Source organism: Nonomuraea diastatica (assembly GCF_004349015.1).
GTDB lineage: Bacteria > Actinomycetota > Actinomycetes > Streptosporangiales > Streptosporangiaceae > Nonomuraea > Nonomuraea diastatica.
In genome coordinates this window covers 1-21,102 of record NZ_SMKP01000149.1, presented here as the reverse complement: position 1 = coordinate 21,102, position 21,102 = coordinate 1, and the positions used below count along the sequence as shown (strand labels likewise).

At 69.9% G+C, this 21,102-nt stretch carries 23 protein-coding genes and 1 pseudogene; 10 read left to right on the top strand and 14 right to left on the bottom strand.

All coding sequences use genetic code 11. The features are described 5' to 3' along the window. Window positions 1-319: 319 nt before the first annotated feature. Both E1294_RS37845 and E1294_RS37840 read right to left on the bottom strand, forming a co-directional pair. Window positions 320-946, bottom strand: coding sequence for an ATP-binding cassette domain-containing protein (locus E1294_RS37845; protein ID WP_281284571.1), 627 nt, complete (start codon window positions 944-946; stop codon window positions 320-322). Between the two features lie 329 nt (window positions 947-1,275). Next, the gene (locus E1294_RS37840) at window positions 1,276-1,851 is read right to left on the bottom strand and encodes a helix-turn-helix domain-containing protein (protein WP_132515786.1); all 576 of its coding nucleotides are present in this window, start codon (window positions 1,849-1,851) and stop codon (window positions 1,276-1,278) included. A 98-nt stretch (window positions 1,852-1,949) separates the two neighbouring features. Here E1294_RS37840 and E1294_RS37835 point away from each other — a divergent pair, with 98 nt between their 5' ends. Both E1294_RS37835 and E1294_RS37830 read left to right on the top strand, forming a co-directional pair. Beyond that, window positions 1,950-2,846 (top strand): SDR family oxidoreductase, encoded by an 897-nt coding sequence (locus E1294_RS37835; protein WP_132515785.1) that lies wholly within the window; start codon window positions 1,950-1,952, stop codon window positions 2,844-2,846. A gap of 242 nt (window positions 2,847-3,088) precedes the next feature. Then, window positions 3,089-3,745 carry an alpha/beta fold hydrolase gene (locus E1294_RS37830; protein ID WP_132515784.1) on the top strand — a complete coding sequence of 219 codons (657 nt, stop codon included), beginning with the start codon at window positions 3,089-3,091 and terminating at the stop codon, window positions 3,743-3,745. A gap of 32 nt (window positions 3,746-3,777) precedes the next feature. Here E1294_RS37830 and E1294_RS37825 read toward each other — a convergent pair whose 3' ends face one another. Both E1294_RS37825 and E1294_RS37820 read right to left on the bottom strand, forming a co-directional pair. Continuing rightward, complete coding sequence (locus E1294_RS37825) at window positions 3,778-4,431, bottom strand: response regulator (RefSeq protein WP_132515783.1); 654 nt, start codon at window positions 4,429-4,431, stop codon at window positions 3,778-3,780. Further along, window positions 4,419-5,549: a sensor histidine kinase gene (locus E1294_RS37820; protein ID WP_246083584.1), complete on the bottom strand. Its 1,131-nt coding sequence runs from the start codon at window positions 5,547-5,549 to the stop codon at window positions 4,419-4,421. Before E1294_RS37820 ends, E1294_RS37825 begins: the two co-directional genes overlap by 13 nt. A 251-nt stretch (window positions 5,550-5,800) precedes the next feature. Between E1294_RS37820 and E1294_RS37815 the strand changes: the two genes are divergently transcribed. Continuing rightward, window positions 5,801-6,142, top strand: a complete 342-nt coding sequence (locus E1294_RS37815) for an iron chaperone (protein WP_132515782.1) — start codon at window positions 5,801-5,803, stop codon at window positions 6,140-6,142. A 7-nt stretch (window positions 6,143-6,149) separates the two neighbouring features. Here E1294_RS37815 and E1294_RS53340 read toward each other — a convergent pair whose 3' ends face one another. The 4 genes from E1294_RS53340 to E1294_RS37800 form a co-directional block, all read right to left on the bottom strand. Further along, entirely contained in the window at window positions 6,150-6,596 is a 447-nt protein-coding gene (locus E1294_RS53340) for a DUF2690 domain-containing protein (protein WP_165977687.1), read from the bottom strand. Between the two features lie 86 nt (window positions 6,597-6,682). After that, entirely contained in the window at window positions 6,683-7,057 is a 375-nt protein-coding gene (locus tag E1294_RS53335; RefSeq protein WP_165977686.1) for a hypothetical protein, read from the bottom strand. 451 nt (window positions 7,058-7,508) lie between these two features. Then, on the bottom strand, window positions 7,509-8,405 hold the full coding sequence (locus E1294_RS37805; RefSeq protein WP_132515780.1) for an RNA polymerase sigma-70 factor: 897 nt from the start codon (window positions 8,403-8,405) through the stop codon (window positions 7,509-7,511). Between the two features lie 355 nt (window positions 8,406-8,760). After that, window positions 8,761-9,129, bottom strand: a complete 369-nt coding sequence (locus tag E1294_RS37800) for a DoxX family protein (RefSeq protein ID WP_132515779.1) — start codon at window positions 9,127-9,129, stop codon at window positions 8,761-8,763. A gap of 103 nt (window positions 9,130-9,232) precedes the next feature. On the opposite strand from E1294_RS37800, the gene E1294_RS37795 reads away from it, so the two are divergent. The 3 genes from E1294_RS37795 to E1294_RS37785 all read left to right on the top strand — a co-directional run bounded on the left by E1294_RS37795 (window position 9,233) and on the right by E1294_RS37785 (window position 11,884). Beyond that, complete coding sequence (locus E1294_RS37795; protein ID WP_220448150.1) at window positions 9,233-9,850, top strand: TetR/AcrR family transcriptional regulator; 618 nt, start codon at window positions 9,233-9,235, stop codon at window positions 9,848-9,850. A gap of 79 nt (window positions 9,851-9,929) precedes the next feature. Continuing rightward, window positions 9,930-11,651 (top strand): FAD-dependent monooxygenase, encoded by a 1,722-nt coding sequence (locus tag E1294_RS37790; protein WP_132515777.1) that lies wholly within the window; start codon window positions 9,930-9,932, stop codon window positions 11,649-11,651. Then, window positions 11,648-11,884 carry a hypothetical protein gene (locus E1294_RS37785; RefSeq protein ID WP_132515776.1) on the top strand — a complete coding sequence of 79 codons (237 nt, stop codon included), beginning with the start codon at window positions 11,648-11,650 and terminating at the stop codon, window positions 11,882-11,884. The genes E1294_RS37790 and E1294_RS37785 overlap by 4 nt, the downstream gene beginning before the upstream one ends. 108 nt (window positions 11,885-11,992) lie before the next feature. Here E1294_RS37785 and E1294_RS37780 read toward each other — a convergent pair whose 3' ends face one another. Beyond that, window positions 11,993-12,430 (bottom strand): MarR family winged helix-turn-helix transcriptional regulator, encoded by a 438-nt coding sequence (locus E1294_RS37780; RefSeq protein WP_132515775.1) that lies wholly within the window; start codon window positions 12,428-12,430, stop codon window positions 11,993-11,995. Window positions 12,431-12,488: 58 nt separating this feature from the next. Between E1294_RS37780 and E1294_RS37775 the strand changes: the two genes are divergently transcribed. Together E1294_RS37775 and E1294_RS53330 are read left to right on the top strand one after the other, a co-directional pair. Next, on the top strand, window positions 12,489-12,833 hold the full coding sequence (locus E1294_RS37775) for a VOC family protein (RefSeq protein WP_132515774.1): 345 nt from the start codon (window positions 12,489-12,491) through the stop codon (window positions 12,831-12,833). 163 nt (window positions 12,834-12,996) lie between these two features. Beyond that, on the top strand, window positions 12,997-13,158 hold the full coding sequence (locus E1294_RS53330; RefSeq protein ID WP_165977685.1) for a hypothetical protein: 162 nt from the start codon (window positions 12,997-12,999) through the stop codon (window positions 13,156-13,158). A gap of 443 nt (window positions 13,159-13,601) precedes the next feature. Here E1294_RS53330 and E1294_RS37765 read toward each other — a convergent pair whose 3' ends face one another. After that, window positions 13,602-14,885 carry a DUF418 domain-containing protein gene (locus E1294_RS37765; protein WP_246083583.1) on the bottom strand — a complete coding sequence of 428 codons (1,284 nt, stop codon included), beginning with the start codon at window positions 14,883-14,885 and terminating at the stop codon, window positions 13,602-13,604. A 215-nt stretch (window positions 14,886-15,100) separates the two neighbouring features. Between E1294_RS37765 and E1294_RS37760 the strand changes: the two genes are divergently transcribed. Next, window positions 15,101-16,222, top strand: coding sequence for a sensor histidine kinase (locus tag E1294_RS37760; protein ID WP_246083582.1), 1,122 nt, complete (start codon window positions 15,101-15,103; stop codon window positions 16,220-16,222). A gap of 166 nt (window positions 16,223-16,388) precedes the next feature. Here the strand turns inward: E1294_RS37760 and E1294_RS37755 are convergent, their stop codons facing one another. The 4 genes from E1294_RS37755 to E1294_RS37740 form a co-directional block, all read right to left on the bottom strand. Continuing rightward, the gene (locus E1294_RS37755; protein WP_132515773.1) at window positions 16,389-17,783 is read right to left on the bottom strand and encodes an ABC transporter substrate-binding protein; all 1,395 of its coding nucleotides are present in this window, start codon (window positions 17,781-17,783) and stop codon (window positions 16,389-16,391) included. Between the two features lie 26 nt (window positions 17,784-17,809). Beyond that, window positions 17,810-18,646 carry a carbohydrate ABC transporter permease gene (locus E1294_RS37750; protein ID WP_132515772.1) on the bottom strand — a complete coding sequence of 279 codons (837 nt, stop codon included), beginning with the start codon at window positions 18,644-18,646 and terminating at the stop codon, window positions 17,810-17,812. Beyond that, a complete protein-coding gene (locus tag E1294_RS37745) occupies window positions 18,643-19,548 on the bottom strand; it encodes a carbohydrate ABC transporter permease (RefSeq protein WP_132515771.1) in 906 nt (301 codons plus the stop codon). Before E1294_RS37745 ends, E1294_RS37750 begins: the two co-directional genes overlap by 4 nt. Window positions 19,549-19,755: 207 nt before the next feature. Continuing rightward, on the bottom strand, window positions 19,756-20,028 hold the full coding sequence (locus E1294_RS37740) for a MerR family DNA-binding protein (protein ID WP_165977684.1): 273 nt from the start codon (window positions 20,026-20,028) through the stop codon (window positions 19,756-19,758). 41 nt (window positions 20,029-20,069) lie between these two features. On the opposite strand from E1294_RS37740, the pseudogene E1294_RS56475 reads away from it, so the two are divergent. Further along, window positions 20,070-20,980 (top strand): annotated as a pseudogene (locus E1294_RS56475) (aldo/keto reductase). The last annotated feature ends 122 nt before the right edge of the window (window positions 20,981-21,102 follow it).

Genomic DNA, 21,102 nt, shown 5'->3' with positions numbered 1-21,102 from the left:
CCACGTCCAGCCCTTTCGATGGATGAACCTCCACCACGCCATTGCGACGGCCACCCTGGCGATGTCGATCATGAACCACACGGGTGCGTTCGACCAGGGACGGACCCACCCCTGACCGGGGAGCCGGCGCCCTACAGTGGAGCCGGATCCAGCGGGCGGGGAGCGATGCCATGCAACGTGCTGACGCCGAAGGGGAGACCTGCTCGGCGCACTCGACTTGACGCTGTCTTCGAGCCGGCGGATGCGGGACTCATCGCCCGCGACACGGCCATCGCGAACGCCTCACAGCCATCCCCGCGTCCGGACACGCCGACGACTGTCACTCGCCGGCGGGCCCGCCGCGCTCCACCAGCCGCCCGCCGGACAGCTCCAGCCAGCGGCCCACCTTGATCTCCGCGAGGAACCGCTCGTCGTGGCTGACCACCACGAAGGCCCCTTCGTACGCGCCGAGCGCGCTCTCCAGCTGTCCGACGCTGACCAGATCGAGGTTGTTCGTGGGCTCGTCAAGCAGCAGGAGCTGGGGAGCGGCATCCGCGCACAGCACGCAGGCCAGCGTGGCGCGCAGGCGTTCACCGCCCGAGAGCACTCCGACCGGAAGGTGGGCGCGCGAGCCCCGGAACAGGAAACGGGCGAGCAGGTTCATCCGTTCCGCCTCCTGCGTGCCGGAGGCGAACGCGGACAGGTTCTCGGCCACGGTGCGCTCCACGTCGAGCAGGTCGAGTCGCTGCGACAGGTAGGCGACCCGGCCGCCGGCCCGCCTGATGGTGCCGTCGTCCGGCTCCTGCTCACCGCTGATCATGCGCAGCAACGTGGACTTGCCCGCGCCGTTCGGGGCGACCAGGCCCGTACGGCCGGCGGCCACGGTGAAGGACAGGTCGGTGAAGACCGGGGTGTCGTCGTGCCAGGAGAAGGACAGGTTGGAGACGATGATGAACGCGTCGGACATGCGAGAAGACCTCGTAGGAGAACGCGGGGCGCGCCGAAGCCGCCCGGCGGAAGGGGACAGGGATTCGGGAACGACGACCGGGGCCACATCGGCGGCGGTCATGGCGCCTGCCAGGGCCCGTCACTCTCCGGTATCACCCGGAGATGTCGTCGTCACCTGCCACGTCTGGTCTCCTCGTCCGGTCACAAGTGGCCAACACCATAGCAGCCGCCGGAACCCTTCACGCCGCCCACCTCGCCGACAGCACCGTCAGGTGAAGATCGGCCGGGATCGGCACGCTCGGGTGCAGCGGCATCGCCGACGTCGAAGGATGGGCGGCCTGACCGCGGTCAGGTTCCGGTACGGGCCAGGTCGTTGACCGCGGCGAACCCTTCGCGCTGCAGTTCGACCAGGTCGCGGGTCTCGCCGGGGGCGATCCACCGGGTGAAGGCCGTTCTGAACACCAGAACGACCAGCTCACCGGCCAGGCAAGCGGTCACGTCGGCGACGCCGCGTTCGACGAGCGCGGTGGTCACGGCGTGGGAGAGCTTCGCCAGCTTGAGCAGCTCGCGCTCGCGCAGCTGCTCGTTCGCCGTGATGATCTCGTTCCGGGCGCGGGCGTGATCCCGGCCCCGCTCGTCCTGCAGGGCCCGGCCCCCGGCGTCGAGCGCCGCGAGGAGCGGGCCGGCCGGCGGCGCCCCTGCGGGGGCGTTGGCGATCGCGTCGACGAAGACCTTCTCCAGCAGGCTCTCCCCGGCGAACAGCACCTCGCGCTTGTCCGCGAAATGACGGAAGAACGTGCGCTCGGTCACCCCGGCCCGCGCGGCGATCCCGGCCACGGTCGTCGCCTCGAAGCCGTCCTCGGCGAACAGCTCCATCGCCGCCCGTTGCAGACGTTCTGACGCCCCAGGTGCCCAACGTGCCATGTCCGGATCGTAGCCGGAACCGAAGTGATGACATCGCCTGACATCAGCGCTAGCATGAGTGATGTCAGCGCCTGACATCACTCGAAAGTGAGCACAGCATGCACGTCTTCGTCACCGGTGCGTCCGGATTCATCGGCCGCGCCGTCGTCGCCGAGCTCATCGCCGCCGGTCACGCCGTGACCGGCCTGGCCCGCTCCGATGCCTCGGCATCCGTCGTCAAGGACCTCGGGGCGGACGTCCGCCGCGGCGACCTCGACGACCTCGACCAGATCCGCGAGGGTGCGAACGCGGCCGACGGCGTGGTCCACCTCGCGAACAAGCACGACTGGACCCGCCCCGAGGTCTCCAACAGCGCCGAACGGGCCTCGGTGCAGACCATCAGCGACACGCTCGCCGGGTCCGATCGGCCGTTCGTGCTCGCGAGCGGCCTCGCCATGCCCGGCCTCGGACGTCCGGCGACAGAGCGGGATCCCAGTCCCGCGGTCGGCCCCGACTCACCGCGCGGCGGCGCCGAGAACCTCGCCCTGACCTACGCCGGCCGTGGCGTACGCGTCGTCCCCGTCCGCTTCGCCCCGACCGTCCACGGCGAAGAGGACCACGGCTTCGTCGCCATCGTCGCGCAGGCCGCCCGGCGACGCGGAGCCTCCGCCTATCCCGGCGAGGGACACAACCGCTGGCCCGCCGTCCACCGGTCCGACGCCGCCCGCCTGGTCCGGCTCGGGCTCGAGAACGCCCCCGCAGGCACGATCCTGCACGCCGCCGCCGAAGAAGGCGTGCCCGTCCGGCGGATCGCCGAAGCCCTCGCCGACCGCCTCGGCGTGCCGGCGACGTCTGTCCCCGCGGAGCGGCTCGCCGACGAGATCCTGTTCGTCGGCCGGTTCCTGTCCGCCGACGTCCCCGCCACGAGCACGATCACGCGCGACCTGCTCGGCTGGCGGCCCACCGGCCCCACCCTCCTGGAGGACATCGCCGCGGGCCACTACGACCAGCCATGAACCCGCCACCCCGCGTCTCTCACGCGCAGGAGGAGCCGCGCCGTCAGGTGTCGAAGCCGCGAAGCTGGGGGTCACTCCGGTCCCACCGGCCACCCTGCCGGGGGTCGCGGCGCTGGACGTACCCGACCATCTGGTCGAGATCGAAGCCATCGCGGTCCTCGGCTGAGCCAGCCGATCGCCGGCTCCGGCCCGGGCCCGGGCCCGGGCGATGAGTTTCCGCGCCGCCGCCGGTCAGAACCGGTATGACAACCTTCGCTCTCATCCACGGCGGCGGCGGAAGCGCCTACGACTGGCACCTGCTCGAAGCCGAGCTCCGCGGCCGCGGGCATGACACGATCGCGGTGGACCTGCCCATGTCCGATCCGCGGGCGGGGCTCTGGAACTACGCGGATGCCGTCGGCCAGGCAGTCGGCGAGCGCCGGCCCCTCGTGGTGGTGGCTCATTCGTGGGGCGGCTTCGTGGGCCCGCTCGTCTGCGCCCGTGCCGGAGCCGCAGCGCTCGTGCTGGTGAGCGCCATGATCCCGAGCCCTGGTGAGACGCCGGACGACTGGTGGGAGCGCAGCGGCCGAGCCTCGTCAGACATCGACGACGCCTACGAGCTCTACCTGCACGACGTTCCGCGTGAGCTGGCCGAGCGGGTGCTGGCCCACGACGGTGCGCTCGCCGAGAGGATGAGCATGGAGCGGGCGTGTCGCGAGCCCTGGCCGCTGGCCGCCTGGCCGGACGTTCCGACGCGATACCTGCTCTGCCGCGACGATCGTTTGTTCACCCCTGACTTCGTGCGCCGCCACGTCAAGGAGCGGCTCGGCATCACCCCGGACGAGATGCCCGGCAGCCACATGGTGATGTTGTCGCGCCCGGCCGAGTTGGCCGGCTATCTGGTCCAGGTCCGGCCGTGAGGCGGGAAACCCGGCCTCGCGGGCGGATGGGGTCAGGTAAGGCCCGCGTCGTGGGCGAGGAGCGCGATCTGGGTGCGGTTGCCCAGGTCGAGCTTGGTCAGGATGCTGGAGACGTGGGCCTTCACCGTCGTGATGCCCATGGCGAGGTCGGCGGCGATGCCGGCGTTCGTCCTGCCCCGGCCGATCGCCAGCGCCACCTCCTGCTCGCGCGGGGTGAGGGCGGCCAGCGCGGCGCGCGCCCGCTCGTACGCCCCGGCCTGGGCGACGGTGCGGTCCATCAACCGCCTGGTGATGCCTGGGGACAGGATCGGGTCGCCCGCCACCACCCGTGTGATCGCTTCCACGATCTGCGGTGGCGAGGTGTCCTTGAGCAGGAACCCGGCGGCACCGGCGCGGAGCGCGTGCAGGACGTTCTCGTCGGTGTCGAACGTGGTCACCACGATCACCTCGGGCGGCCGGGCGCGAGCGCGCAGCCGGCGGGTCGCGGTGATGCCGTCCACGCTCGGCATGCGCAGGTCCATCAGGACGACGTCGGGCGCGTGCGCGTCGGTCGCGGCGATGGCCTCCTGGCCGTCGCCCGCCTCGGCGACGACGGTGATGCCGGCCGCGCCGTCGAGCATCATGAAAAGACCGGCGCGGACCAGGGCGTCGTCGTCTACCAGCAGCACGCGGATCACGCCGGCCATGGTAGCCGGGCCTGCAGCCGGAACTCTCCCCCGGTGCTCTGGTGATCCAGCTGCCCGCCGGCCAGGCGTACCCGCTCGGTGAGCCCGACCAGGCCGAGCCCGCTGCCCGGCGCGAGGGGGGCCGCGTCCGCCGAGGGCAGCGGGTTGCGCATGTCGATCAGCAGGGGCGTGCCGGGGGTGCCGCGCAGCAGCACCTCGATCGGCTGGCCTGGGGCATGTTTGCGGGCGTTGGTCAGCCCTTCCTGCAGCACGCGGTACGCGGTCTGCGACGCGGCCGCCGGTAGGGCGGCGACGTCGGTGACCTCCTCGTGGAGCCGTACCGCCTGGTCGGCCTGCCGTGCGTCGGTGATCAGGCCGGGCAGGTCGGCCAGGCCCGGGCGGGGCCGCAGTTCGTCCGGCTGGTCGTCCTGCTCGCGGAGCAGGCCGATCACCTGGCGCAACTCCTCCAGCGCCTGGTGCACGCCGGCGCGGATCACCCCGGCCGCCCGGGCGAGCTGTTCAGGGCAGGAGTCGGGGCGGAATTCCAGGGCCCCCGCGTGGGTGGCCACCAGGGAGAGGCGGTGGGCCAGCACGTCGTGCATCTCTCTGGCGAGCCGCCGGCGTTCGGCCATGCGGGCCTCGGCGACCCGCCTGCCCTGCTCGGCCTCGGCGCGGCGGGCGCGTTCGCGCAGGGACTCCAGCAGGGCGCGGCGGGAGCGGGCGAGCGCGCCCCAGCCGAGCAGCGCGCCGTAAGCGACGCAGATCAGCAGCAGCCACCAACCGAAGGAGATGCCGGAGTTCGGCCGCCACAGCCCCTGGACCACGTGGGCCGCGATGCCCGCCCCCGTCACAACCGCAGCGACGGGGAAGCGCCTGCGCTGGGCCACCTGCAGCGCCCCCATCGAAGCCGCGGGTGTGGCCACCGGGGAAAGCGTGGCCAGGAGGGTGACTGCCAGCGCCCCGGAGACCGGCCACCGCAGCTGGGCGAGCGCGGCGGCCAGGCTCACCGCCGCGACCGCGAGATCCAGCCCCCAGGTGGGCCGGCCGGCCAGGCTCCACAACGACACCGCGGTCAGCGCGCCCATCACGATGAGCACGCCGGCGACCGCGACCAGGTGCGGGGGTCGTTTCTCGTTCACCGGCTCAGGCTAATCTCCGGTACGGCGGAGCCATCACCCACCAAAGTCGGACCCGTGCCCCACCCGTGGAGGAGATCGCGCACCCGCGCACCCGTGCACCCGTGCACCCGTGCACCCGTGCACCCGTGCACCCGTGCGACCGATGTGGCTGACCGGGCCGGCGGGCGAGGCTGACGGCAGTGAGGACCGGTGGCGGTCGAGGGTGGCGAGCCTGATGGCGAGGCCGCGCGGGGTTCGGCGAGGATGGGACCATGGACGACGCAGTTCGCGGCTATGTTGACGCGATCGACCCCGCCCACCGCCCGCTGTTCGATCGGCTGCATCGCCTGATCGTGGAGGTATGTCCCGACGCCGCCGTGGTGCTGTCCTACAAGATGCCCACCTACAAGGTCGGACGCCGCCGCCTCCACGTCGGCGTGTGGCAGCACGGGGTGTCTCTCTACGGCTGGAGCCGGGACCGCGTCACCGACTTCATCGCCCGCCAACCGCGGCTCCAGACCAGCAAGGGAACCATCCGGATGCGTCCCGCCGATGCCGCCGCCATCACCGACGACGAGCTCCGCGACCTGATCCGCGCCGCCCTGGACGTCTGAAGCCGCGTCAACCGCAGGCCTTCCCCGTGGTGCCGCTGCCCTTGTTGACGCGGCCGATCCCGTTCGACACGCTGGCCGAGGCCTTGGCGCAGACGCCGCTGGGGGCGTAGACCATGTCGCCCCAGTGGTGCCCGCCGTTGCCGGCGCGGTAGGTGAAGGAAATGTTCCTGGAGCTGGTGAAGACCGTGATCTGGCCCGTTCCGTGCTTTGACACCCTCGCCTCGCCCCAGTTGGTGCCGCAGCGGCGGGAGTAGTAAAGCTGGACCGTGCCCAGGCTGTCACCGATCTCGTTCTTCAGCGAGGCCTTCTTCCCGGTGTACACCTTGGAGGCGGCACACCCGCTCCTGTAGGGGTCCTTCCCGTCGTACGGGTGGGCGCTGGCTGGTCCGGCGCTCAGGAGGAGCGTCGAGATCGCCGTGACGGACACCGCGGCCGCTGCTACGTGGATCTTCATGTCGGACCGACTCCTTTGGGTGGGGCGGGCGTGGGTCGCCCGCGGTTCTCGTGGTGGAGGTCCGCCGGGATGGCGGCGCCCGAAGGTCAGCAGTCCCTGCTGATGTTGGTGAGGTTCTCGGCCAGGCCCTTGCGGAACTTCTTCTTGCCCTTGGTTCCGCCGTTGGTGGCCAGGCACTCCGTTCTCGTCCCCGCGGGTCCCTTGAAGTGCAGCTTGGCGTACACCCGGTGGGAGCAGTGGTTGTTGAAGTAGACCGTCGTGGAGGAGTTGCCGTTCGACCAGGAGTAGTTGGTCTTCCTCCCGCTGGGCTTGATGCAGGCGGTGCTGTCCCGCTCGACTGCCTGGGCGACGGCCGTCGCGGTGGTGACCGCCCCCGTCGTGGCGGCAGTGGCGGGCGCGGACAGCAGCGCCAGTGCGGCGCCGCATCCCGCCAGGGCCAAGGTCAGCTTCTTGCCATTCACTTTCTCATCCTTTCTCTCCACGAAAAAACGAACGATGAAGGATTCGCCTTCCGGCCAGCGCGGAGCAGCGCCAGAAACAGGCTCCGGGCCGGGGTGAAGGGGGAACGGTTCCGACTATGCCGGGCCCTTCGGGCGGCGGCAACCGACATTTGTCTGAGAATTGTCCAAACATTGTCCAGCCCCCGACTTGGACAATGAAACCGCAGCTCGGCGGCCTGCCGTTCATGACGGTGGCGCGCCGGAGAAACAGCCGACCCTGCTGATGGCGTCGCCGAGAAGAGGACAATAAGCGCTTGCCCATGACGGTCGGGAACGCGTTACTCGCTGTGTATTCAATTCAGCACGGCACGCGTCGACACAGGCTGCGCTGACCGAGGATTCACCACCCGGATCCTGCTGATCGGTGCCGGTCGGCGGGAGCCACGTGCCAGCGTCAGGTGCGGGGCGGTGTTCATCGCCGAGTGAGTGGAATCTCGGACTCGACGCGGGTCAGCTTCTCGGGGTTGCGGACGTAGTAGAGGCCGGTGATGCGGCCATCCTCGACCCGGATCGTTATGACGCCGTCGAACGCGCCGTCGACGCGCAGGACGAGTGCCGGGTTGCCGTTGATCACGGTGGGGTCACCGGTGAGCGCGACCTCGGCCTTGCCGGAACCACCGATGATGAAGCGGGCCACCTTCTCGGCACCGATGATCGGCCGCCGCGCACTCTGCTTGACCCCGCCGCCGTCGGTTACCAGGACGACCTCAGGGGCCAGCACGTCGAGCAGACCCTGCAGATCCCCGGTCTCGACCGCGCGCTGGAACGACTCCAGAGCCGCCCGGGTCATGCTCGGAGGGACCGCCTCGCGCGGGCGCCGGGCGTTGACGTGCCGGCGGGCGCGGTGGGCGATCTGGCGGACGGCCGCGGGGCTCTTGCGGACGGCGGCCGCGATCTCGTCGTAGCCGATGTCGAAGGCCTCGCGCAGGACGAAGACGGCGCGCTCGATCGGTGAGAGCGTGTCGAGGACGAGCATGAGCGCCATCGACACGCTCTCGGCGAGCTCGGCGTCGTCGGCCACGTCCGGCGCGGTGAGCAGCGGTTCGGGCAGCCAGGAACCGACGTACGCCTCCTTGCGGCGCGTCATCGTGCGCAGCCGGTTGAGCGACTGCCGGGTCGTGATCCTGACCAGGTAGGCGCGCTGGTCGCGCACCTGACCGAGGTCGGCTTTCACCCACCGCAGCCAGGTCTCCTGGAGGACGTCTTCGGCGTCGGCCGCGGATCCGAGCATCTCGTAGGCGACGGTGAAGAGCAGATTGCGATGGGCGACGAAGGCTTCGGTCGCCGGATCAGTGGTGTGGCCACTCATGCCTCGACTCCTCCTTCGCGGCAGGCGTTCTCGTGCGTCACCACGGTAAGGTCCTTCGCCGGTAGCCGTCCGACCGCCCCGGTGGTCCGCTGCGGTCGCGAGCGGGACCGTTCAGCGGGTGGCCGGCGCGCGACGCTGTCACGTCGTCACTCCGCGTGAGACGATCGGCGCCAGGACGCCGGCGTATCCGCCGCCGACCACAACGACCTGGGCGTTCCCGGCCATGGTGCTCCTTCTTCCCAAAGGCGTTCGGCATAGGACACCGCCCGCTCCATCGTTGTGACCCTGTGTGAGACAGATCACCTCCCCGGGGCGAGGCGGCTCGAAGGCGTCGCGGCGTCCCGGCCGGTGCTGGTCATGACGTCGTCAGCAGCACGATCGTGGTCGCGCTGGTGAGCAGTGCCAGCAGGACGGGGGCCACCGCATGGGACCGGTGCTCCCGGCGGGAGAAGTCCTTGGCGCGCAGGTGGTAGCCGACGGCCCCCAGCAGGAGCAGGGTGAGGCCGCTCGCCGCCGCGATGGCGAGCGGCCGGGCCCCTATGCCGGCCACGAGTCCGAGGGAGCCGGCGATCTCCAGCAGCCCGATCGACCGCGTCATGGCCGGGCCCACACCGAGACGCAGCAGGTTGGCGCTGACCTGGGGACGTAGCAGGGCCTTCTGGGCGCCGGCAAGGAGGAAGACGAGAGCGACCAGCGCGCTCAGGACGATCGCAGTGACGGACATGGGATACCTCTCTCCATAGAAAACGAACGTTCCTTCACTATGGTGATCGCGGTCGAGTTGTCAAGGACGAATGTTCGTTCTAACTTGAGGTCCCATGGCCCGCATGCCCAAAGAACATCTGGAGGCCCGGCGCCGCCAGATCCTCGACGCCGCCCGGCGCTGCTTCATCCGCAACGGCTTTCACGCCACGTCCATGCAGGACATCCTGGCCGAGGCCGACCTGTCGGCGGGCGCCGTCTATCGGTACTTCAAGAGCAAGGACGACATCATCGCGGCGACCGCCTCCGAGGCCGTCGCCGAGCTGGCTGCGACGTTCGAGGCGGACGAGTCGGCCACACCGCCCGGCCTGGACGACATCGTCGACGTCGTGCTGCAGGTCGGCCGTCCACCGCTGTCCGGCTCGCGGGAGTCCGCGCAGTTCCTGGTCCAGGTGTGGGCGGAGGCGCTGCGCTCACCGCCGCTGCGCACGAAGCTCCAGACCGTCATGAAGGAGGCCCGGCGAGTGGTCGGCGGGCTGGTGGCGCGCCATCAGCGGCATGGGCTGCTCTCCGGCGACGTCCCGGCCGAGCAGGTGGCGGAGGTCCTGATGGCACTGGTGGACGGCTTCCTGGTGTCCCGGGCGGTGTACGGCCACGACGACCAGGACAGCCTCGCGGACTCGGCGGCTTTCCGCAACGGCCTGCGCGCCCTGATGTCGGCGCCGGGCCGGGCAGACGTATAGCGAACGAACATTCGCTCTTGACTGTACGGGCACCCTCGTGCTGTTCTAAAAGAACGATCGTTCGTTTTTTGGAGGAACAGTGACCGTCGGAGAAGACGTCCTTATCGTGGGTGCGGGGCCGACCGGCCTGGTGCTGGCGATCGAGCTGGCCCGCAGAGGGGTGGTGCCTCGCGTCGTCGACGCGGGGGCCGCGGACCATCGCGAGAGCCGGGCGGTGTCCATCGTGGCCCGGACCCTTGAGGTCCTTGACGACCTCGGGCTGGCCGAAGACGCCCTCGACCGCGGCATACCGCTGCACGCGCTGAACTTCTACCAGGGCACCACGACACTCGCCGAGATGGACGTCACGGCCGTGGACTCCCCGTTCCCTTTCGACCTGTGCATCCCGCAGTGGCAGACGGTCAGCCTGCTGCGCGAACGGGTGGAGCAGCTCGGAGTCTCCATCGAATGGGGCACCCGCCTGCTGGACCAGAAGACGGGTGAACACGGCGTCACCGTGGACCTCCAGCACGCCGACGGCCGCCGCGAACGCTGCGCGACCACGTGGTTGATCGGGGCGGACGGCGCGCACAGCACCGTCCGCGAGACGACCGGCATCGGCAGGCAGCGGGCCGACCTGCGGCGCGGATTCATCCTGGGTGACGTCGCTGCTGACTGGCCGCTGACACGCGACCGCTTCCATGTCTATTTCGCCCGATCGGGCCTCGTCGCGGTCTTCCCCATGGCGGGGGGCTACTGGCGGATCCTCGCCAACACCTCCAACACAGGCAACACAGCCAGCACTAGCGACCGCGCCCACGCGGCCCAGACGGCCCACACGGCCGTCACCGCCGACTCCGCCGGGTCTTCGCCGGCGGCACCCGGCCTCGACGACTTCAGCGCCCTGGTCGCCGATCGTACGCCGCTGGACTCGCGCCTGCGCGATCTGCAGTGGAGCTCGTCGTTCGTGGCCCGCGAGAGCCTGGCCGAGCGTCTGCGCGACGGTCGTGTCCTGCTCGTGGGAGACGCCGCGCACAACCACAGCCCGGTGGGCGGGCAGGGCATGAACACCGGCATGCAGGACGCGTACAACCTGGGCTGGAAACTCGCGCTCGTCGTCACCGGCGACGCCGCCGAGACCCTCCTGGACAGCTACCACGCCGAACGCTGGCCCGTGGCCAAGGCGGTCGTCGACGCCACCTCGACCACGACCAAGGTCGTCACCGGCGACACCCTGGTCGCCCGCAGGGCCAGACGGCACGCGCTGCGCCTGCTCGGCCGGCTCAACCCCGTGCAACAGCGGTTGTCCAACGCCTTCGGGGAGCACCTGGTCAACTATCACGACAGCCCCCTGGTCTTCCAGCGCTGGGCCGAGTCTCCGGCCAGGGCCTGGAACGACCTCGCCGACGCCGGCCCGCAGCCGGGGGACGTGATGCGCGACGTCCACCTCGAAAGGCGCGACGGCCCGGTGGCGCTGCGGCACCTGCTGCGCGGACCCGGCCATCACCTGCTGCTGTTCGCCGCCGACACCACCGACCCCGCCACCCTGGAGGCCTGGCGATCCGCGGCGTGCGCGGCGATGGCCGGGCACGGCGAAGCCCACCTCATCACGCGCGGCCACCTGCCACACGGCCTGGCCGGCGGCGTCGCCGTGGACCCGCGCAGCCAGGCGCACAACCGCTACGGCGTGCGCCGGCCCAGCCTCTACCTCATCCGCCCGGACAAGTACGTCGGCTACCGGGGTGACAGCGTCGACCTGGCGGCCGTGCACAACTACTTCCGGGCCCTGACCGCCCCGCACGCCGAAAGGGCGGCCCGATGACCGGCGGCCCCGCCGTGTTCTCCTCGACCCGCAGGGCGAGCGCCCATGCGCTGGAGCGTCTGGTGAAAGGCCGGGCGGTTTCACAGCACAGTATTGATCTACAGAATGTTACGGGCGACAGCGCTTGTGACCGTTCGCTGCTTGGGTGCTTCCTGGCCGATCCGCTGGAGCTGCCGCACGAGGTCCTGGACGGTGTCGCCGCCCAGGTGGGATCGACGATCCTTCCTGCGTGAAGCGCTACACCAAGCGGGACAAGACGCGGCTGGAAACCACCCGGGAGATCGCCAAGGCGTGCGTGCTGAAAGGACTTCGCGAGCTGCGTGACACCTTGGCGGCGCTGCTCAGTGCGCGGCTGCGCGGGAGGCGAGGTCCTCGCGTAGCCGGCGCTGCCGCTCCCGCGACAACGGCGCGAAGATCCGCCGTTCGACGGCGCGCACGGCGACACTGGCCTCGCGCAGCGTCGATTGCCCGGCTCGGGTGAGCTCGGTGGGCAGGGCACGCCCATGAGCGGCGTGAGCAGGCCGGGTGAGCAGGCCCCGCTCTTGCAGCCGGCGAAGGACGACGTTCATCGACTGGCGTGTGACGAAGGCGTGGCGGGCGAGGTCGGAGTTGGACAGTCCCGGATGCTGGCCGAGCAGTTCGAGGCAGGCGTATTGGGCAACGGTGAGACCCAGGGGACGCAGCACTTCGTCCATCGCGGCGTGCGGTGACGCTTGCACCTGCTTGAGGACGTAGCCCACCGACTGGTCAAGGTCGCCGACGACCTCTTCTTGCGTCATGTCAGGAGTATGACATAGTCTGCATGTCAGCAGCACTGACATGCAGGAGGGATAGGCCATGGGTGGACAGGTCACCTACTTCGAGCTGCCGAGCAGGGACATCCAAGCAACCCAGCGGTTCTGGGGCTCGCTGTTCGGCTGGACGTTCTATGAGGGCAACTTCCCGGGTTACTCGATGATCCAGGGGCCCGCGCCCATGGGCGGATCGCCGCACGATGATGCGTCACGACACCCCCGCGTCTTCTTCGCCGTCGACGACATCACCGCCGCCGTCGCCCAGGTGCGCGAACTCGGTGGCACGGCAGAAGATCCGATCACCATCCCGTCCGGTGCCTACGCCCACTGCACGGATGACCAGGGCGTGGAGTTCAGCCTGTCCCAGCAGGCAGGTAACCGTGATTGAATCGCACCCCGCCGACGTGAGGTAGGCCTGCCGGCCACCTGGTGACCGTGTCCGCGTTGAGGCCGGCTGTCGCTGCGCCGGTTCGCGATCACGCCTGCCGAACGGCGAGGGCGTGCCATTGCGCTGGTCATCGGTGGGCTGACGTTGTCAACCGCGCTGGGGCATGCCTCCGGGCAACCTGATCGGCGGCGTCGACCGGCGCCGCACGCTCTGGGCCGTCGCCGCCCTGGGCGTCGTTGCCCTGGGCGTCGTTGCCCTGGGCGTCGTTGCCGCGATCGGCATCTCGGTAGCCTTGCCCAAGGTCATGCTCCCGGCGCAAGCCTGACGGCACCTTCCTTGCCGGCCATCTCGCCGGCAACCTGCCGGGACGCGGGATCGCGGTCGCAGCACTCGCCGACGGCACCGTACTGCTCGCGATCAGCCCACTCACCGTCAGCCACCTGGTCGTTGCGTGCGTCTGGGCCGCGATCTGGGGCACAACCGACGGGATGGTCTCCGTCGTGCAGCAACACCGGCCGGTGAGCCTTGCACCCTCCTCGGCGCCAGCTCTCCTTGCCCTCAGCCCCTCCCCGATCGGACCGTCCAGGCCGCACCGGGCGCACGGGGGTGTGAGGGAACCCGCCCACCCGTCACGGAACGTGCACAGGATGCACGTGTCCGAGCGGGGACACAGGGTACGCGGGGGACCAGCGCATCCAATCCGTTCGGGATGCGCGCGGTTCCGGGACGTGGCATCAGATGTCGCTCCTGGACACTGTTGAGGAACGGTCAGCGGTAGGTCAGCCTGCGCAGCAGGGTCTCCGCCGGACCGCGTACGCCGGCGCGGTCCATCAGGAACGCCGCCACCACGGTGAGCAGCCAGGTGGCGAGTGCCACGAGCGCCGCCTGCCAGCTCGACAGGTGCGCGCCCAGGCCGAGGCCCCAGGCCGCCAGGAACGGCCCGAACACCAGCGACTGGGTGAGGTAGCCGCTGAGGGAGCGACGGCCGAGGGCCACCAGCGCACGGACGGGCAGCAGTTCCCGGGTCCCGCGAGCGGTGATCCGGTGGGCGATGAGGCCGAAGAGCGCGGCGTATCCCACCCCGGCGAAGATGCCGGTGTAGAAGTGCAGCGCGGACAGCGCCGCCGCGGAGGGGAGGCCGAGCACGCCCACGTGCTGCAGGGCGAGCGCCGCTCCGGTGAGCCAGCCGGCCGCGATGCCGAGCACCGCGACCCGGCGCAGCAGCGGCAGGTGCCGGGACGGCTCCTCGAGGATCCGGTGCCGTGCCGCGAGGACGCCGAGGAGGAACCCCGTCGGCAGGGCGAGGGTGATCAGCCCCGAGACCAGTTGGGCCAGCCACATGGGGAAACGGATCGCGGCGGAGAGCAGGTAGCCCGGCTCGGCGATGCTGATCCGCTGCACGTCGGCCGCGACGGGCGCGGATCCGCCCGTGACCGCCATGGCCGTGATCGTCGTGGCGATGACCGCCAGGGCGCCCAGGGCCAGGAGGACACCCGCCCAGATCCTGAGGGTGCGATCGCTCCGGCCGAAGAACAGCGGCACCATGACGAGCCCGATCAGGCCGTACATCCCGATGATGTCGCCCTGCCACAGCAGGGCGGCGTGCACCGCGCCGAAGACGAGCATCCACAGGTGCCGGCGGCGCAGGAGCCGGCGGGCCTGCTCCGGGCTCGTGCCGCGCGACATCCGCCGGGCGTACAGCTGCCCGATGCCGTAGGCGAAGAGGAAGCCGAACATGGTGTGCGTACGGGCGTCCACGACGGTCAGGGTCAAGGCCTGCGCGATCCTGTCCGCGAGGTTCCCGTCGACGGGGTGCAGCATGATCGTGCCCACCGGTGCGTCGTAGAGGAACCACGGCACGTGGGCCAGGGCGATCAGCAACAACATCATGCCGCGGGCGAGGTCGGGAGCGAGGACGCGTTCCGCCATCGGGGTCGGGCGCGGCGGGGCTCCGGCGGCGGGCTTCGAGGGCGGGCCGTCGATACGGCCGGTCGATGACATGCCGTCGATCTCAGCCGTCGCCGCGCTCATCCGCCAGTGCGCCCACGTCACGACCTCGCCGTGACATTCCCGCAGGTGACGTCATGACGTGATGTCACTGGTGACACCGCGGAGCAGGAAGAATACTGGGGCGTACGCTGCCCGTCGGATCCCGGAGAGCCACCCATGCCAGCCCACTGCGACGCACTCCCGGCCGTGGACCTGGCCGGGGTGGACGGCCGCGATCCCAGCACGCGGACCGACGCCCGGCGACCAGGTGAGGACCAGTGAGCCCGACGAACACGGCCTCCGAAGAGTTCGAGCCGGCGCAGGGGCAACTGCGCCGGATCAACCTCACCATGTTCCTCCCGATGCTCGTCGCCGCAGGGGCGCTGGTGGTGGCGAAGGACGCCCGGTCCTGGTGGGACGTTGTCGTCCTGGGCGCGGGCGTGGTGGCGGCCCTGGTGGCCTTCGTGCGGTGGGCGGCAGGCGACGTCCTGCGCGTCGCGCTCCCCTGTCTGCTCGTCGCCACGGCCGTGTGGCCCTTCTCCGTGCTGGTGATCGGCGGCAGCGCGGCGTTCTTCGCCCTCTCCTGTGTGGGCTCCTTCGTCATCCCCCAGTTGCCGCGCCACCGGAGCCTGGCGGCCTTCGCGCTGACCGCCTACGTCGCCGCGGTGGGCGCGACGAAACTGCTGGGGGCGCACGACGACTTTTCCGGTGTTCTGATCCAGTACGTCCTCGTCCCCACGGGCGTCACCGCGGCGCTGATCGGGCTCAGGTTCCCCAACAAGCGGTTCTACGACGTCGTCACGGAGCTGGAGGAGGCACGGGAGCGGGAAGCGGAGCTGGCCGTCATCCGCGAGCGCGTCCGCTTCGCCAGTGACCTGCACGACATCCAGGGCCACACCCTCCACGTGGTGAAGCTGAAAACGGCGCTCGCCCAGAAACTCGTCGCCAACGACACCGAACGCGCCAAACAGGAGCTGCGGGAGATTCACGCCCTGGTCAGCGACACCATCACCCAGACGAAGGAGCTCGCCTACGCGCAGCGGCGGCTCAACCTCTCCGCGGAGCTGGAGAACGCGAGAAACCTCTTCGAGGCCGCGGGCATCCAGGTGCGCGTCAACCGCGAAGCGGACGTCGACCCGGCCGCGGGCGAGCTGCTCGGCCAGGTTCTGCGCGAGACCACGACCAACATCCTGCGCCACGCCCAGGCGACGTGGGTGCGGATCACGCTGTCGGAGTCGAGCATCACCATCGTCAACGACGGCGCCCCGCAGGCACCACTGCCCGAGCTGCGGGGACTGGCCGCCCTCGAACAACGCGTCGCCGCCGAGGGAGGCGAACTGACGGTCCGGCAGGACGGTGGGGAGTTCCTGACGGCGGCGGCGTTCCCGCACCGGCGTTGACCCACCGTGGTGCCCGGCGCCTGGCTGCGCGCCGCGCGCGGGTGGCCGGATGGCCGCTGAGCCGGCGCCGGGTCCGTCACGGGCGTCGCGTCTGAGGGCGAGGGCACGCCTCGGCGGCACCGGCGCCAGGGGCTGGCGTCCTCCGGTGGACGCCCGCCCCTGGGTGTCACTGCTCGACGTTGGCGTTGTACTTCTGGATGGGCGTCTGCAGCGTGGCGGCGGCGTTCTGCATCGCCTGCTCGGCCGGGGTCCGCGGCTCCTGGCCCGCCCCGGCGGGCACGGCCTGCTCGAGACCGACCTCCGCCGCCTTCCTGGCCTCGGGCATGACGCCGAGGAGGCAGCCCGACGTGGCCGCCGACGGCTGCTGGGCGCGCAGCTGCGTCACCGCGACCTGGAAGTTGGGGTTGTCGTTCGCCTTGGCCTGCGGGTTGACCGGCACGTAGCCGGTGGCTTCGTGCCACTTCGCCTGCTGCTCGGGCGTGTTGGAGAACTTCACGAACTCCCAGGCGGCCCGCTTCTCCGCGTCGGAGTGCCCGGCCGCGTTGATCCACAGGGAGGCGCCGCCGATGATCGTGCCGCCGCTGGAGGAGTCGGACACCTTGGGGAACGGGGCGGTCTTCAGCTCGAACTTGCCCTTCGCGGCCTCGGTGTAGCCGCCAAGGGCGGAGGTTGACTCCAGGTGCAGGGCGATCGTCCCGGTCTTGAACGCGTTCTGGGCCTGGTCGGTCGGTCGGCCGGTGTTGGTGGCGTAGCCCTCCTTCACCAGGTCGCCCAGCCACTGGGCGAACTTGGGTCCGGCGCCGGTGCCGAAGTTCACCTTGCTGGCCAGGCCGTTCCTGCCGTTGCCGTTGTCGCAGTATTCGGTGTTGTCCTGGGCGGTCAACTGCTCGACGAACCAGCCGTAGAGCGCGGCGTTGAAGCCGAACTGCTTGACCGTTCCGCCCTCTTCGACGGTGAGCTTCTTCGCCCACTCGCCGACCTCGTCGAGCGTGGCGGGCGGCTTGTCCGGGTCGAGCCCGGCCTTCTTCACGGCGTCCGCGTTCATGTAGAGCAGCGGCGCCGAGGAGTTGAACGGCATCGACCAGAGCTTGTTCTTGATCGTGTAGTAGCTGGCGATGTTGGGCTCGATGTTCGCGTTCTGGTCGAACTTGTCCAGCTCGATGAACTTGTACATCGGGACGACCTGCTGGGAGTCGTACATGAACCGCGAGCCGATGTCGTAGATCTGGACCAGGGGCGGCGTGGCCTCCTGCTGTACGGCCTGCTTGTAGGCGACGACCATCTGGTCGTAGTCGCCCTTGAAGACCGGCTTCACGGTGATCTTGTCGTTCACCTTCTTGAAGTCGTCCACCATGGCCTTGATGGCGAGCTCGTTCTTCTCCTTCATCGAGTGCCAGAACTCGATCTCGATCGGTTCGGTGATCGCGTCCGCGCCGGGCGCCGTGGCGGCCTCGCCGCCTTCGCCCGAGCCCGCATCGCCACCGCAGCCCGTCAGAGCGAGGGAGAGCGCGGCCGTGACCACCAGCCCGTCGCGCGTACGCCGAAATCGGGGTCGTGCCATCTGGGAACTCCGTTTCTTGTTCACGATTACTTCACCGCGCCCGCGGTGAGGCCGCGGATGATGAAACGCTGCCCGAAGATCACGAGCACGAGGGTGGGCAGCAGTGCGAGGGTGACCCCGGCCAGGATGAGCGTCGGGCTGGACGATTCGGCGTCGTTCAACATGGAGACGCCGATCTGCAGCGTCTTGTACTGGTCGTCGTTGCCGAGGATCAACGGCCAGAAGTACTGGTTCCAGGTGGTCATGAATACGTAGACGCCGACGGCGGCGATGGCCGGTTTCGACAGGGGAAGCAGGATCCGCCACAGGAACCGCAGATGGCCGCATCCGTCCATCACCGCGGCGTCACGCACCTCGATCGGGAACTGCAGGAACGACTGCCGCAGCAGGAACGTGCCGAAGGCGTGGGCGAGGAAGGGCAGCGTGAGCCCGAGGTAGGTGAGCGGCCCCTTGGTCAGCCCCAGGTCCGAGATCAGCAGGTAGTTGGGCAGGATGATCGCTTCCCACGGCACCATGAGCGTCACCATGAACAGCGCGAACATCGCCGTCTTGGCCCACATCCGCAGGAACGCGAACGCGTAGGCGGCCAGGACGCTGGACAGGAGCTGGCAGATGGTGACGATGCCGGTCTGGATCGCCGAGTTGAGATACTGCCTGGCCAGCGGGATGGTGTCGAGCGCCGACGCGTAGTTGCCGACGTCGATCGCCGTCGGGAGGAGCTTCGGCGGATAGCTGGCCAGGTCGCTCGGCGTCATGATGCCGCCTATGAACGCGTAGTAGAGCGGGAAGACCACCGGGAGCGCGCACACGATGAGCACGAGATAGACAACGATCTTGCTCGCGGCCGAGGAGGAGGTGCTCATCGGTAGTGGACTCTCCTTTCCAGCACACCGAACTGGATGCCGGTACACGCGAGGACGACCACCAGGAGCACGATCGCCGCGGCACTGGCCGTGCCGAAGTCCGACGACCCGTAGCTGAAGGCCTTCTCGTAGATCCAATAGACCAGCGTGGACGTCGCCCCGTCCGGGCCGCCCTTGGTGAGGATGTGGATCTGCCCGAAGCTCTGCAGCGCGTGGATCGTGGAGATCACGATGAGGAAGAACAGCTGCGGGGAGAGCATGGGAACGGTGATCCGGCTGTGCAACCGCCATCCCGTCGCGCCGTCGAGCCTGGCCGCCTCCACCACCTCGGCGGGGATCGCGCCGACCCCCGCGGACAGGACGAGGACGTTGTAGCCGAGCGTCATCCAGACCGTGGTGATCGAGATCGAGATCAGAGCCAGGTCCGGCTCGGTCAGCCAGCCGATCCGGTCGACGCCGACGTGGCTGAGGATGCCGTTGGCCATGCCCACGGCCGGGTTGTAGATGAGGGCGAAGATCACCGACGCGGTGGCCACGGAGAAGGCGAACGGCAGCGCGAACACCGTACGGAACATCCTCTGCCCGCTGATCCGCGACTCCAGCAGCAGGACGACCGCGAGTGCGCCGACGATCGCCGGAACCACGGTGAAGAGGGCGAATAACGCCGTGGTCCCCAGCGCCTTGAAGAAGCCCGGGTCGCTGAACATGCCTGCGAAGTTGTCAAGCCCGACGAACTTGTTGGCTCGCCCGATGATGTCGGTCCCCATCGTGGACAGGTAGAACGTCCTGCCCAGCGGGTAGAAGACGAAGACGGCAAAAATGATCAGCGAGGGCGCCAGATAGAGCAACGACAACCGGCGCTCGCCCGTCGGTCCCCGTTGCCTGATGGTGCGAGCTTCCATCGTCGCGCAGTCTCACTTTCGTTGACCTGGTGCTTCGTTGTGCTCGCTGGATTCTGCCGACTAAGGCCCCATTTCGGTAGCCCCGCTCACTGAAGCGCATAGTGAACGTTCGCGGAACGTTATCCGGGCAGCACCGCGGGCCACCGTCAGGCGGCACGCGTACGCTCGGCGCGCGGGGCCGTGTGAACGGGCCGCGGCCGGCCTGCCTCACGCGTCGGTGGCGGCGGGCGCGCAGCGGATGGGGCCGGTGGTGGCCCGGGCGAGCTGATCGGCGTAGTGCGCGATCCTGTGGTTGATCGGGTCGAGGTTCTCGGTGGGCTGCTCGATCTGCGTCGTCACCTCGCCGCGGTGCCTCCGCAGCAGCGCCAGGAGGTCCTCTTCGTTGCCGGCGCCCTGCCGGATGAGATGCGCGTACTGCCGGATGGCGGGCAGCGGCATGCCCGAGGCGCGCAGGTTGACGCAGAGGTGGAGCCATTCCACGCACATCCGCACTTCCCACGATATTTCCCAGGAGCCAGATCATGCGTTACCGCGTCCTCGGCGGCACCGGCATCGAGGTGAGCGTCCACTGTCTGGGCTCCATGATGTTCGGCGCCGTCGGCAACCCCGACCACGACGACTGCGCCCGCATCATCCACCACGCCCTCGACCAGGGCATCAACTTCATCGACACGGCCGACGAGGAGAGCCTGCGACGCCTGCGGACCGACTGGATCGACCTCTACCAGGTGCACAGGCCCGACCACACGACCGACATCGAGGAGACGCTCGACGTGCTGGGCGACCTCGTCGGTCAGGGGAAGATCCGCGCGTTCGGCTGCTCGACGTTCCCCGCCGAGGACATCGTGGAAGCCCACCACGTCGCCGAGCGCCGCGGGCTGCGGCGGTTCAGGACCGAGCAGCCCCCGTACTCGCTCATCGCCCGGGCGTCGAGGCCGACGTCCTCCCGGTGTGCCAGCGGTACGGCATGGGCGTCGTGACCTGGAGCCCGCTCGCGTCCGGCTTCCTGACCGGCAAGTACAGGAAGGGACAGCCCATCGACCTGACCACCGGACGCGCGTCGATCAATCCGAACCGCTTCGACCCCTCGATCCCCGAGAACGCGGCCAAACTCGACGTCGTGGAACAGCTCATCGAGGTCGCGGCGGACCTCGGCTGCTCGCTGCCCGAACTCGCCGTCGCCTTCCCTGCGGTGCACCCTGCCGTCACCTCGGTCATCACCGGCCCGCGTACCATGCAGCAGCTGGAGGCGACGCTCAAGGGCGCCGCGCTCACCCTCGACGACTCGGCCCTCGACCGCATCGACGGGATCATCCCGCCCGGCACCAACCTCTACCAGCCCGATGGCGCATGGCGCCGGCCGGCACTGACCTGCTCCGCCGCCCGGCGACGCCCGGCCACCGACCGAGCCGCCTTCCCCCAGGTGGTCTGAACGGTGGTTCCGGCCTGCGGCGGACGGCGCTGACCGCTCACAACGATCCGCGGCAGGCTGCCCGGGGGCGGGGCGGGCCGGGCCGGGCCGGGCAGTCAGGCGGGGCCGGACAGGCGGGGCCG